Source organism: Duganella sp. 1224 (assembly GCF_013408245.1).
Taxonomy (GTDB): domain Bacteria; phylum Pseudomonadota; class Gammaproteobacteria; order Burkholderiales; family Burkholderiaceae_D; genus Rugamonas.
Genome location: NZ_JACBYS010000001.1, coordinates 1,104,578 through 1,117,623 on the forward strand (window position 1 = coordinate 1,104,578; position 13,046 = coordinate 1,117,623).

The window sequence follows — 13,046 nt, forward strand, 5'->3', positions numbered from 1 at the left end:
CATGCTCAGTAAACTGAAGATCGGGCCCAAGCTGCTGCTGGCGCCGGGCGTGGTGCTGATCCTGCTGATCGCGCTGTCGGCTGGCGCGTATCTCGGGCTGCTGCGCCAGAACCAGTCGCTCGATAACATGGTGCAGCAGCGCGCCGTGCGCCTGAAGGCGGCGGCCGACCTGGTGGCCGGCGCGCACAAGGCGCATACCGAAATCTACCAGCTGCTCACGTGGATCAACGCCAGCTTCTCGGCGCCGCGCGTGGACGCGCTGGTGCGCGACATTCATCTGCGGCATGCGGCGCTGGACCGCCAGTTCGCGCAGTTGGAGATGGCCACGCAATCCAGTCCGGCGGAGCGCCGCTTCGTGGTGCAGTCGCAAGCCGCGCATACGGTCTACGTCAAGGCGATGCAGGACGTGATCGAGCTGGCGATGGCCGACCAGTCGATGGCGGCCAACGCCATGTCCAAGGCCGAGCGGGCGTTCGACGTGGTGGCGCAGCGGCTGGAGGAGTTGTCCCAGCTCGAACAAAGCCTGAGCGAGCGCGCCTACGCGGACGCCGAAATGGATTTCCGCGTGCTGTCCACGTGGATGCCGATTGTGGTGGCGCTGTCGATTGCCCTGTCGCTGCTGGTGACCATGGCAGTGCGCAACGCCATGCTGAAAGAAGTGCGTGAGATCGGCGCGGCGGCAGTCGATCTGGCCGAAGGCAACCTGACGGTGCGCCAGCGCGTGTACGGCCGTGACGAAATCGCCGAGACTTCGCGCGCGCTTGATACCAGCATCCGCAATCTGAACACCACGCTGAAAACCATCCTGGCCAGCGCGCAGTCGATCGACAACGCCTCGCGCGAGATCGCCCAGGGCAACGTGGTGCTGGCACGCCGCACCCGCGCGCAGGCCGGCACACTGGAGGAAGCCGGCGACGTCATGCGGCAACTGGGCGTCCAGCTATCCGACACCGCCACGCACGCCGAACTGGCGGGCCAGCTGGCGCACTGCGCCAACAGCTTCGCGGCGCGCGGTGGCGGCGTGGTACAGCGGCTGGTGGTGACCATGGCATCGATACGCGGCAGTTCGCGGCGCGTGGTGGAGATCGTCGGCGTGATCGATGGCCTGGCTGTGCAGACGCATATGCTGGCGCTTTCGGCCGCCGTGGAAGCCGCGCGCGCCGGCGAGCATGGCCAAGGTTTCGCCGTGGTGGCCAGTGAAGTGCGGACGCTGGCCCAGCGCTCCGCATCGGCCGCGCAGGAAATCAAGCTGCTGATTGCCGATTCGGTGGCGGAAATCGACAGCGGTACCCGTTCGGTGGAGGAAGCTGGCGACAGCATGACGGAGATCGTGGCCTCGGTGCGCCAGCTCAGCGACATCATGGCCCAGATCGGCGATGCCAGCGGCCAGCAAGCAAATGGTGTGCAGGGCGTCCAGCAAGCCATGGTCAGCCTCGATCAGGTCACGCAGCAGAATCTGGCGCTGGTCCAACAGGCCGCTGCTGCTGCCAGCACCTTGCAGCGGCAGGCGCTCTATCTGTCGGAGGCGGTTGCCATCTTCAAGCTGGATGAAGGCGTTGAGCCGCCGGATGCCACGCGTCCGGCAGGCAGCGCGCGCGTGGTGCGTTTGCGTTTGGCGTCGGTTCGCAGTTAGGCGGCGCGCCAGCGGTCGCCGGCTTTCTGGATGTAGTGAGTGTAGAAATACTTCCACGGCATCGCCAGTGGAATGATGATGGCGACCGCGCATTCAAAGACGGTGGCGGTGATGGCGTCATCCATCGTGCCGCTTTGCCAGGCCGGCAGGGCGACCAGCAGCAGCCAAAGCGATTTCCACATCAACTCCCACAGCAGCAACGGCAGCATTTGCAGCGGATAGCGGATGCCGGCGATGCACAGCAGGCTGAATGCGGTCAGCATGCATTTGACCACGCCTTGTGACAGGCCCCACGGCTCGGCGTGACGAAGTACGCCTGGCCACACCACCAGCGCCAGTCCCAGCGCGATAATCAGATACACAGCTCTCAGCGAATACAGGCGAAACAGCGATACTTGCGGCATGGTGCGGCACTCCTTAGGTTGGATTACTCGACTTCCTTCAGTACTTTTTCAATCGCGATGATGCGGGTTTTCAGATCGGCCAGCGCGGCCGCAGTTTGCTCCTGCGCCGCCACGGCACGTTCGGCGAGGGCGCGGTAGGCATCGGCGCTTTCCGCTTGCAGCTCGGCTTTCTTGATGGTGGTCTGTGAACGGATCAGGAAAATCAGAAAGACCGTTCCGAACAGAATGGCAATGGTGGTGATGTAGACCGGCTCAGACATGGGCGCCTCATTTATCGTTGGTGTTAGACAGGGTAGGTTCTGCTTCGGCAATCGTGGCCGGGGTCAGGTTGATGGCAAACGGCGCCGCCTCAAAAAAATTAAGCGCCTTGCCGTCTTCCGACAGCTCCATCTGGCTGGTCACCAGGCCGGCTTCCTCCAGCTTCTGCAGATGCAAATGCAGTAGCGGGCGGCTGATATTCAACTCACGCGCCAGCTGGCTGACGTAATTGCGGCCGCCAGCCGACAGCGCCGCGATCACCCGCAGGCGATGCGGATTGGACAGCGCAGACAGCGTCGCCAACAACTGATCACCAGTGAGATTTTTTGATTTCATGTGTAAAGAATATCTGACAGGTGAAAGCAATGCAAGAAAAATCTGCAAGCAAAAAAAATCCCGGCACGAGGCCGGGATTTTGAGGAGATCGAATAAAGATTATTCGTAGTCGCTGATCGGCGCGCAGCCGCAGAACAGGTTGCGGTCGCCGTAGACGTTGTCGGCGCGGCCGACTGGCGGCCAGTACTTCTGCTTGCGCAGCGATGGCACCGGATAGGCCGCCACTTCACGCGAGTACTTGCGCTCCCACACGTCGGCGGTCAGCACCTCGGCGGTGTGCGGCGCGAACTTCAACGGGTTGTCCAGCTTGTCGAACTCGCCGCTTTCCACCTTGGCGATCTCGCCGCGGATGGCGATCATGGCGTCGATGAAGCGGTCCATCTCGACTTTCGATTCCGATTCGGTCGGCTCGATCATCAGCGTGCCCGGCACCGGGAACGACATGGTCGGCGCGTGGAAGCCAAAGTCCATCAGGCGCTTGGCCACGTCTTCATTCGAGATGCCGGTGGCATCCTGCAGCGGACGCAGATCAATGATGCACTCGTGCGCCACCAGGCCATCGTGGCCGGTGTACAGCACCGGGAAGTGCGGCGCCAGGCGGCGGGCGATGTAGTTGGCGTTGAGGATCGCGGTTTCGGTGGCGGCGGTCAGGCCCTCCGCGCCCATCATGGCGATGTACATCCACGAAATCGGCAGGATCGACGCCGAGCCGTATGGCGCCGCCGATACCGAACCAATGCCGGCGTTGTCGCGGATGTAGCCGTTCGAACGCTGGTTCGGCAGGAACTTGGCGAGGTGCGCGCCAACGCCGATCGGGCCGACGCCTGGGCCGCCACCGCCGTGCGGAATGCAGAAGGTCTTGTGCAGGTTCAGGTGCGAGACGTCGCCGCCGAACGCGCCAGGTGCGGCCACGCCGACCAGTGCATTCATGTTGGCGCCGTCGACGTACACCTGGCCGCCGTGGCTGTGGATGATGTCGCACAGTTCGCGGATGCCTTCTTCGAACACACCGTGGGTCGAAGGGTAGGTGACCATGACCGCGGCCAGATTCTTCGAGTGCAGCTCGGCCTTGGCCTTCAGGTCGGCCAGATCGACGTTGCCGTTTTCGTCGCAGGCGGTGACCACCACCTGCATGCCGACCATCGATGCCGACGCCGGGTTGGTGCCGTGCGCCGACGATGGAATCAGGCAGATGTTGCGGTGGCCTTCGCCACGCGACTGGTGGTAAGCCTGGATCACCAGCAGGCCGGCGTATTCGCCCTGCGAGCCGGCGTTAGGCTGCAGCGAGACGGCGGCGTAGCCGGTCACCGCGCACAGCATCTCTTCCAGCGAGGCGATCATCTCGCGGTAGCCCACGGTCTGCGCTTCCGGCGCGAACGGGTGGATGGTCGAGAATTCCGGCCAGGTCACCGGGATCATTTCGCTGGTGGCGTTCAGCTTCATGGTGCAGGAACCCAGCGGGATCATGGTGCGGTCCAGCGCCAGGTCCTTGTCGGCCAGCGAGCGCAGGTAGCGCAGCATCTCGGTTTCCGAGTGATAGCGGTTGAACACCGGGTGGGTCAGATAGGCCGAGCTACGCGACAGCGATTCCGGGAACGAGCGCTCGACGGCGGCTTCCACGGTGTCGAAGTCCGGGCCGTGGGCCGGGCCGCCGACCGGGTGCGAGAACACGGTCCACAGCAGGGCGATGTCTTCGCGGGTGGTGGTTTCGTCCAGCGACACGCCAACGTGGGTGGCGTCGATCACGCGCAGGTTGACGCCGTGCGAGTGGGCCGACGCGTGCAGCTGCTCGGCGTTCTTGACGTTGACGGTCAGGGTGTCGAACCAGCTGTCGTTGGTGATGGTGTAGCCCAGGGTCTTCAGGTTGGCGGCCAGCACGCCGGTCAGGCGGTGCACGCGCTTGGCGATCTGCAGCAGGCCTTGCGGGCCGTGGTAGACGGCGTACATCGACGCCATCACCGCCAGCAGCACCTGCGCGGTGCAGATGTTCGAGGTGGCTTTTTCGCGGCGGATGTGCTGTTCGCGGGTTTGCAGCGCCAGGCGGTAAGCCTTGTTGCCCTGCGCGTCGATGGTCACGCCCACCAGGCGGCCCGGCATCGAGCGCTTGAATTCATCGCGGGTGGCCATGTAGCCGGCGTGCGGGCCGCCGAAGCCCAGCGGTACGCCAAAGCGCTGCGAGTTGCCGACGACGACGTCGGCGCCCCATTCGCCCGGTGGCGTCAGCATGGTCAGCGCCAGCAGATCGGCGGCGGCAACCACCATCGCGCCCTTGGCCTTGACGGCTTCCACGTCAGCCTTGTAATCGCGCACGTTGCCGTTCACGCCAGGATATTGCAGCAGCACGCCGAAGCATTCGCCCACGCTGGCCAGTTCGGCCGGGTGGAAGGTCTTGACGACGATGTCCAGCGGCTTGGCGCGGGTCTCGACCACTTCGCGGGTTTGCGGCAGCACGTCGTCGGCAACGTAGAACACGTTGGACTTCGACTTGCTCACGCGCTGGATCAGCGTCATGGCTTCGGCGGCGGCGGTGCCTTCGTCCAGCATCGAGGCGTTGGCGATGCCCATGCCGGTCAGGTCGGTGATGGTCTGCTGGAAGTTCAGGATGGCTTCCAGGCGGCCTTGCGAAATCTCTGGCTGGTAGGGCGTGTAGGCGGTGTACCAGGCCGGGTTTTCAAAGATATTGCGCAGGACGACGTTGGGCGTCAGCGTGTTGTAGTAGCCCTGGCCGATCAGCGACTTCAGGACCTTGTTTTTCGAAGCGATTTTTTTCAGCTTGTTCAGCGCTTCGTTTTCCGGCATCGGCTGGGTGTAGGCGCCCAGCGGCAGGGCGGCCTTGTTGCGGATATTGGCTGGCACGATGGCGTCGATCAGGGCGGCGCGCGAGGCGTAGCCGAGTACCGACAGCATCTCCTGCTGTTCGGCGGCGTCTGGGCCGATGTGACGGGCGATGAAGGCGTCGCGCGCTTCGAGTTGGGTCAGGCTGGTGCGGGTCATGATTGGGCGAGGGCAGAGAGAGAAATAAGCTGTCGTTCCGGCGCAGGCCGGAACCCATGCTGAGCTGGCGTTCTATGGGTCCCGGCGTACGCCGGGACGACGATTACGCGCCGATGTTTTTGCCGTAGGCGGCGGCGTCCAGCAGGCCGTTGATCGCGCCGGCGTCGGTCGGCTTGATCTTGAACAGCCAGTTGGCGTAGGCGTCGGCGTTGATCGATTCCGGCGCGTTGACCACGTCCTCGTTCACGGCCACGACTTCACCGGCCACTGGCGCGTAGATGTCGCTGGCGGCCTTGACCGACTCCACCACGGCGGCGTCGTTGCCGGCTTCGTAGCTGTCGCCGACTTTCGGCAGTTCGACAAAGACGATATCGCCCAGCGCGTCCTGCGCGTACTCGGTGATGCCCACGGTGACGGTGCCATCGGCTTCAGCGCGTACCCATTCGTGGGATTCGGTGTACTTCAGGTCTGCAGGAATGTTCATATTGTAAGGCTCCAGAGGGTGAGGGTATGAATTAAGCGGCCAGGATTTTGCCGTTGCGGACGAACGGCAATTTAACCACAGATGCGGCCAGTTTCTTGTCGCGGATTTCCACGTGCACGGTGTCGCCGACGTTGACGCCCATCGGCACGCGCGCCAGCGCGATGGCCTGCTGCATCGACGGGCTGAAGGTGCCGCTGGTGATTTCGCCGGTGGCGTCGGTGCCGGCCACGATGACTTTCTGGTGGGCGCGCAGCACGCCGCCTTTTTCGCGCAGGATCAGGCCGACGAATTGGGCGTTCTGGCCCTGGGCCTGCAGCGCCGCCTTGCCGATGAAGTCGCGCTCGGACACCAGGTCGATGGTCCAGGCCAGGCCGGCGTCCAGCGGGTTGACGGTTTCGTCCATGTCCTGGCCGTACAGGTTCATGCCGGCTTCCAGGCGCAGCGTGTCGCGCGCGCCCAGGCCGGCCGGCTTGACGCCGGCGGCGGCCAGCGCGTTCCACAGCTGCTCGGCCTTGTCGGCGGCCACGCCGATCTCAAAGCCGTCCTCGCCGGTGTAGCCGGTGCGGGCGATCATGGCCTCGCCAAACGCAGGGCTCTGCGCAAAGGCGACGTTGAACGGCTTCATGTCGGCGGTGGCGTCCTTCGCTTCCGGGATCACTTCCCACACCTTGGCGCGGGCGTTCGGGCCCTGCACGGCGATCAGCGCCATGGCGTTGGCGCCATCGCGGCGCTGGGTGATGCTCAAGCCGTGGTTGCCGGCGGCGTTCTGCTGCTGCATCCACGCCACGTCCTTGTCGGCGGTGCCGGCGTTGACCACCAGGCGGAACCAGCCCTCGTTGATGAAGTAGACGATCAGGTCGTCGATGACGGTGCCCTCTGGATTGAGCATGCACGAGTACAGCGCCTTGCCCGACACTTGCAGCTTGTCGACGTTGTTGGCCAGCAGGTGGCGCAGGAAGGCGCGCGCGTTGTCGCCCTTGATGTCGACCACGCACATGTGGGCCACGTCGAACATGCCGACGTCGGTGCGCACGGCGTGGTGTTCTTCGATCTGGGAACCGTAGTTGACCGGCATGTCCCAGCCGCCGAAATCGACCATGCGGGCGCCGGCTGCGCGGTGAGCGTTGTTGAGTGGGGTGGCTTTGAGCGTCATGGTCCGGTCCAAATCGAAAAGAGGTTAACAGGGAATGCGTAATGATTCCATCATGTTGCGCCCCTCTGTCCTTGGTACCTGAGAGATAGCGGAAAGCTGGTTCCGCACGCCCCTTCGGTGGGTTGCCGCTGCAACCTCTCTCCAGAGTTTGAGCCGTGTTGCGTGGCCCCCTGACCGGTCCTTTTGCCTGAGAGTTTTTGGGTAGTGCCCCTTCGGCGGCAACGCGTGTTTGCCCTCTCCCGATCAAGACTCGGGAATATATGTCAGAAGGGCCTGAATGTCAATCTTGCCCCCGGCGCGCACGAATGAACGTGGGGAATGCTGGAAAAGAAACAATTTGCTAGAATAAATCACACTATTTCGAGAGCCCAGCCATGAGCCAAGAGCAAAATTATGATGGACACGCGTGGTTCACGCTGTCCGGCGACGTCAACAGCGACATGGTCCGCCGCGTGTTTGACGCGGTTGCCGACATGACCGAGGACCGCATCACCACCGCCCACATCCTGATCCAGTCCAACGGCGGCTACGTCAGCGACGGCATCTGCCTGTACAACTACCTGAGCAAGCTGCCGATCAAGATCGTCACCTACAACGCCGGCGCGGTGGCGTCGATTGCCGTGATCCTGTATCTGGCCGGCAGCGAGCGCTACGCCAGCGACACCGCGCGCTTCATGGTGCACAAGTCGCATGCCAGCGCGCCGCACGGCGCCCGGCCGGACGCGCTGCGCATCATCGTCGAGGGCTTGCAGGCGGACGACGCCCGCACCGAGCAGATCCTGCGCAGCCACGTCAGGCTGACCGAGGACCACTGGCGCACGCATGAATATTCCGACCTGCACCTGACGGCGGGCGAAGCGCTGAAGGTGGGACTGATCAATGCCGTGGAGGATTTTGTGCCGCCAGGCGGTCACCGCGTGACCAACATCTGAGGCGTGGGAAGAGGGGACCCGATGCGGCGCGCGGGGCGCCGCATTACCGCTGCTTGTCTACTTAGCGGTTGCCGGATTTGTTGCCGTCATTTTTATGGCTTTGACGGCCAGCTTCGACGTGCTGCTCATGGGTGCCACCCTGGGTGCCGCGCGATCCGCTGGAGGAGCCAGCGCCGCCCGACTGCTTGTTGCTGCCTTGATTCGAGCCTTGTTTCGAGCCCTGGTTACTGCTGCTGCCTTTTTGGTTCGAGTTCATTTTTGATTCCTTTGAAAAGTGAAAAGAACGTACTCGCCAGAATCGTCCCGGCTTTTCGATAGCTGAGGCGTTTCCGGTGACGCCATGATGCGTTTTTGAGCTCCGGCCCGGTATCGGAGTTCGTGCTGAGGGTCTGTAGGAGTACGCCTCACTTGCCGTTCAAAATTCTTCCCACTCAACTTCCTTGCGCGCTGCGCGCGGCAATCTCGGCGGCGCGCCGCGTGCTGGCGTTGCAGGTGCCTTGTCGGGCGCCGGCCGGGTCGTCTCCGTAACCGGCGAGGCCGTTGGCGCGGACGCCTCGGTGCCGACGGCAAACACGCTGATGGCGTCGCCCAGCTTGCCCGTCTCCAGCCGCATCGACGCCGCCGCGGCCGCCGCCTGCTGCACCAGCGCGGCGTTCTGCTGCGTGGCCTGATCCATGGCGGCGATGGCCTGGTTGACTTGTTCCAGGCCGGCCGTCTGCTCGGCGCTGGCGGCGGCGATTTCACCGATCAGGCCGGTCACCTGCTTGACGCTGCCCACCACCGCATCCATGGTCTTGCGCGCCTGGTCGGCCAGTTGGGTGCCGCGCGCCACCTTGTCGACTGAGTCGTCGATCAATTCCTTGATTTCCCGGGCCGCCGCCGCCGAGCGCTGCGCCAGGTTGCGGACCTCGGATGCCACCACCGCAAAGCCGCGCCCCTGTTCGCCGGCGCGCGCGGCTTCCACCGCCGCGTTCAGGGCCAGAATGTTGGTCTGGAACGCGATGCCGTCGATCACGCCGATGATTTCCGCGATCTTGCGCGAGCTGTCGTTGATCGAGGCCATCGTGCCCACCACCTGCGCCACGTCCTCGCCGCCGCGCACCGCCACGGCGGACGCCGACAGCGCCAACTGGTTGGCCTCGACCGCGTGGCCGGCATTCTGGCGCACGGTGGCGGTCAGCTGTTCCATCGATGACGCGGTTTGTTCCAGTGCCGCCGCCTGCTGTTCGGTGCGCGCCGACAAATCCTGGTTACCCTGCGCAATCTCCGCCGCCGCGCCGCCCAGCGCCCGCGCGCCATGCTGCACCTGGCGGACGATGGCCTGCAGGCTGTCGTTCATGTGCTGCATGGCGCGCAGCAGCTTGCCGGTCTGGTTGTCTGGCTGCGGCGGAATCTGTGTGCCAAGGTCGCCGCTGGCGATGCGCTCGGCCACCGCCGTCGCCTGCCTCAGTGGCGTCGAGATTGAGCGGGCCGTCCACAGCGCCAGCAGCGTGCCGCCGGCCATCGCCAACAGCAGCAGGCTGTAGGTGATGATGCGGGCGCCGGCGTACAATTCGCCGGTCTGCCGCGTTTCCTCCTGGCTGGCCTGGATGGCCGCGACCAGCAGCCGGCTGAGTTGCGTGTTGAGCGCGCGCGCCTGTTGCAGCTGTGTCTCGGTCGACGGCGCTGTGCCTTCGCCAAGCAGCGCCTCGTTGCGCCGCGACAAGGCCGCCGTGGTCTGCGGCAGCCACGTGCCGGACAGTTCCGCTGCTGCGTGGTTGATGGCGTCGATGCGCGACAGGGCGCTCAGTCCTAGCAGTGCTGTCAGGCCGAGCACGACGGCAAAAGCGGCCAGCAGCTTGCGCGACGTTTCCAGGTTGTGCAGGAATTTCATGGGCATCCTTGGTGGGCGGGAGGGAGTTTTATCTTAGGGAAACGCCAAGCTTGCTCGTTGAGGCGTCTCAAAATACGCAAAAAATTGGCGCTTCTTGGCTAATTGGTATTGCTTGATGGAAATATCATGTGACAAGGTAGGGATAAGCCCGACTTCGCCCAGCAGGTAAGCCCATGGTTGCAACTCCAACAACATCCGCAGCGCCGAACAAGACGGTGTCGCCGCGTCACGCCTTGTTGGAGGAGTTGATCGGGATCGCGCTCAAGCATGCCGGGGAACAGTATCTGGCGCTGGCGAGCAAGCTGGCCGGGGCGTTGATCGATGCCACCGATGGCGACACGCGGCTGATTCAGCAGCGTATCCGCGCCGGCAACCAGTTGCGCAACCGGAATTTCGCGTTTTTGCATCTGGCCAGCAGCGCGCTGGAGCGGGCGCTGCGGCGCGAGCTCGCCGAGTTGGCACCCGCCGCCAGGCGCGAGGCGCGTGCCGCCGCTCAGCCCTTGTCGCTGGTGCCGTTCGAGGAGATGGATCACAAGGTTGCGCTGTCTGGCGTCAGCAAGCCGTTTGAAAGTCTGCATGCGGATGCCTTGCAGACGCTGAATGTGCGGCTGGCGTTTTTGCTGGACCGGGATATCTTGCGGGGCAGCCAGAATCCGTTTCGGCCGGCGGTGTTTCTGCAGGCTTTGCAGCAGGCGTGGGTGGAGTTTGATACGGAGGAGGCCTCGGCGGAGTTGTTGCTGCCGTGGATTAAGCCTGGCATGTTCATTGAGCTGGGGCCGATGCTGGACGCGCTGAATTTGGCGCTGCAGGCTGGCGGCGTGCTGCCGGGGGGAGTGGATCGGTATCAGCGCCGCAAGTCGGACGGCGGTGTCGCGGTCGGGGCGGCCAAGACCAACCAGGCGGCGCTGGCGCAGCAGTTGCGGCAGTTCTTCGCTTCCAGCGAGGTGGCGGGCTCGGCGGCCGGACAGATTGTCGACGGCATCGCCAGCGGCATGCTGCAGGGCGCCGGCGGTGTCGACTTGACCATCCCGGATCTGCCCGCAGCCGCGCTGGCGGCCCGCAGCACATGGACGCCGAACGCCGACCTGCACGCCACCCGCAGCCAACCGGCCGGCGGCTCCGGGGCGCCAGGCCCCGCTCAGCACGCCACCCGCGGCCAGCCGGCCGGCAGCGCAGGTGCGCCGAGCGCCGCCCAGCACGTCACCCGCGTCCTGCCGGCCGGCGGCTCCGGTTCGCCGGGGGCCACCCTGGACGCCACTTGCGGCCGGTCGGCCGGTGGGACGACGCCGGAGGTGGCGCGGCACGCCATGCGCGGCCAGTTGACCGACGCTACCGGCGGTCAGAGGGACGCGGCGGCGGCGGGTGCGGGCGTGGGCGAAACGGCAGTTGCCGGCGGCGCCGCAGGCGCCGAATCGACGACTGGCGACGTCGTGGCGCGCGGCGCAACGCCAATTGCTGGCATCGCGGCCGGCGCGAGCTGGACGCCAGGCGCGGCGCAGGGCTTCCATGCCGGCGCCTTGCCTAACGAGGACGCCCAGCGCCTCGCCCAGATCGGCGCCAGGCAGCCGCTGCTGGCCTACCTCGCGGAACTGCAAAAAGCCGTGCCTTACGAATCCATCGGCAACCTGGCCGCCGTCACCAGCGGCGCCTCGGCTGGCAACGTTTTCTACCTGCCCGCCCTCAAACACACCATGCCGCAAGGCAGCCTGACGCGCGCCGACGAATCCACCATCGACCTGCTATCCGCCGTCTTCGACACCGTCTTCCGCGACCCCGGTATCTCCCCCGAGATCCGCGAACTGATCCGCTTCCTGCAAATCCCGGTGCTGCAAGCCGCGCTGGTCGACAAGAACTTCTTCTTCCAGGAAGCCCACCCGGCGCGCCGCCTGCTGGAACTGCTGTCGCGCATGGGCTGGGAGCAGCGCAAGGGCCCGGACGACCCGCTGTTCCAGGCCATGCAGCGCAGCGTCGACCGCGTTGGCCGCGACGATCAGCACGAGCTGTCGGTCTTCACCGACGCCGTCAACGAGCTGGAGGCGTTGATACTGGCCGAGGAACAAGCCGCCACCGCCGCCATCGCCGCGCCCATCGCCGCCGCGCTCAGGCAGGAAAAGAGGGCCGAGTCGAACAAGCTGGCCAAAAACGCCGTCGCGCTGCGTATCGGCAGCGGCGAGGTCATCGCCGTGATCGAAGCCTTCCTCGAGCAACGCTGGGTGTCGGTGCTGACCATCGCCTACAGCATCGAGGACGAGAAACCCGGCGCCGTCAACAACGCCACCAACACCATGGACGACCTGATCTGGAGCGTCCGCCCCAAGCTGACCGCCGACGACCGCAAGCAGCTGATCGCCAGGCTGCCGGGCCTGCTGTCCGCGCTCAACAAATGGCTGGACGTGATCCGGTGGCAGGACGCCGACCGGCTGCAATTCTTCGCCGAACTGGCCGAATGCCACGCATCAATCGTCCGCGCGCCGCTGGAGATGTCGCCGGCGCGGCAGGTCGAGATAGCCATGCAGGTGGCGCAGCGGGCCGCCGAACGCCGCCTCGCGCTGCAAGCCCGCGCCGACGCCGAGCGGCAGGCCCGTCCGCCAGAGGACGACGACCCGGCCGCCATCGCAGTCGATCACCTGGAGCGCGGCATGTGGCTGGCGTTCGAGCAGGAGGACGGCAGCAGCCGCAAGGTCAAGCTGGCGTGGATCAGTCCGCGCCGGACGCTCTACATCTTCTCCACCGCCGCGCGGCAGGAAGCGTTCTCCATGCCCGGCGACGAACTCGCGCGCCGCTTCCGCGACGGCAGCGCCCAGGTCGTGCACGCCGAAGGCATCGTCGCCGTCGCGCTCAGCCAGGCCTTGTCCCGCGCTGCGGAAAACGATCCGGCGATGGCGAGCGCCGCCATCGGCCCCGCCTAAAAAAGTTACGAGTGGTAAAGCTATGGCAAAAAGGCACTGCCCTGTGTTTTAATGCGTTGTGCAGTGCGGA

At 65.2% G+C, this 13,046-nt stretch carries 11 protein-coding genes and 2 riboswitches; of the genes, 3 read left to right on the plus strand and 8 right to left on the minus strand.

Features of this window, described 5'->3' with window-relative positions:
- Position 1: 1 nt before the first annotated feature.
- A complete protein-coding gene (locus FHW58_RS05045) occupies positions 2-1,633 on the plus strand; it encodes a methyl-accepting chemotaxis protein (protein ID WP_179671945.1) in 1,632 nt (543 codons plus the stop codon).
- Here FHW58_RS05045 and FHW58_RS05050 read toward each other — a convergent pair.
- The 6 genes from FHW58_RS05050 to gcvT all read right to left on the minus strand — a co-directional run bounded on the left by FHW58_RS05050 (position 1,630) and on the right by gcvT (position 7,262).
- Positions 1,630-2,037 (minus strand): hypothetical protein, encoded by a 408-nt coding sequence (locus FHW58_RS05050; RefSeq protein WP_218892624.1) that lies wholly within the window; start codon positions 2,035-2,037, stop codon positions 1,630-1,632. The genes FHW58_RS05045 and FHW58_RS05050 overlap by 4 nt on opposite strands.
- A gap of 23 nt (positions 2,038-2,060) precedes the next feature.
- Positions 2,061-2,297 carry a hypothetical protein gene (locus FHW58_RS05055; protein WP_179671946.1) on the minus strand — a complete coding sequence of 79 codons (237 nt, stop codon included), beginning with the start codon at positions 2,295-2,297 and terminating at the stop codon, positions 2,061-2,063.
- Between the two features lie 7 nt (positions 2,298-2,304).
- The gene (locus tag FHW58_RS05060; protein WP_229265055.1) at positions 2,305-2,679 is read right to left on the minus strand and encodes a helix-turn-helix domain-containing protein; all 375 of its coding nucleotides are present in this window, start codon (positions 2,677-2,679) and stop codon (positions 2,305-2,307) included.
- A gap of 51 nt (positions 2,680-2,730) precedes the next feature.
- A complete protein-coding gene (gene gcvP, locus FHW58_RS05065) occupies positions 2,731-5,625 on the minus strand; it encodes an aminomethyl-transferring glycine dehydrogenase (RefSeq protein ID WP_179671947.1) in 2,895 nt (964 codons plus the stop codon).
- Positions 5,626-5,728: 103 nt separating this feature from the next.
- Positions 5,729-6,109 carry a glycine cleavage system protein GcvH gene (gcvH, locus tag FHW58_RS05070; protein WP_179671948.1) on the minus strand — a complete coding sequence of 127 codons (381 nt, stop codon included), beginning with the start codon at positions 6,107-6,109 and terminating at the stop codon, positions 5,729-5,731.
- A 31-nt stretch (positions 6,110-6,140) separates the two neighbouring features.
- A complete protein-coding gene (gene gcvT, locus FHW58_RS05075; protein WP_179671949.1) occupies positions 6,141-7,262 on the minus strand; it encodes a glycine cleavage system aminomethyltransferase GcvT in 1,122 nt (373 codons plus the stop codon).
- A 55-nt stretch (positions 7,263-7,317) separates the two neighbouring features.
- Positions 7,318-7,417, minus strand: a riboswitch (glycine riboswitch).
- A gap of 10 nt (positions 7,418-7,427) precedes the next feature.
- Positions 7,428-7,514: riboswitch (glycine riboswitch) on the minus strand.
- A 122-nt stretch (positions 7,515-7,636) separates the two neighbouring features.
- On the opposite strand from gcvT, the gene FHW58_RS05080 reads away from it, so the two are divergent.
- Entirely contained in the window at positions 7,637-8,194 is a 558-nt protein-coding gene (locus FHW58_RS05080; protein ID WP_179671950.1) for an ATP-dependent Clp protease proteolytic subunit, read from the plus strand.
- Between the two features lie 61 nt (positions 8,195-8,255).
- On the opposite strand, the gene FHW58_RS05085 is transcribed toward FHW58_RS05080, so the two are convergent.
- Complete coding sequence (locus FHW58_RS05085; RefSeq protein ID WP_179671951.1) at positions 8,256-8,450, minus strand: hypothetical protein; 195 nt, start codon at positions 8,448-8,450, stop codon at positions 8,256-8,258.
- A 159-nt stretch (positions 8,451-8,609) separates the two neighbouring features.
- A complete protein-coding gene (locus tag FHW58_RS05090; RefSeq protein ID WP_304506251.1) occupies positions 8,610-10,067 on the minus strand; it encodes a methyl-accepting chemotaxis protein in 1,458 nt (485 codons plus the stop codon).
- A 173-nt stretch (positions 10,068-10,240) separates the two neighbouring features.
- On the opposite strand from FHW58_RS05090, the gene FHW58_RS05095 reads away from it, so the two are divergent.
- A complete protein-coding gene (locus FHW58_RS05095) occupies positions 10,241-12,976 on the plus strand; it encodes a DUF1631 family protein (protein ID WP_179671953.1) in 2,736 nt (911 codons plus the stop codon).
- The last annotated feature ends 70 nt before the right edge of the window (positions 12,977-13,046 follow it).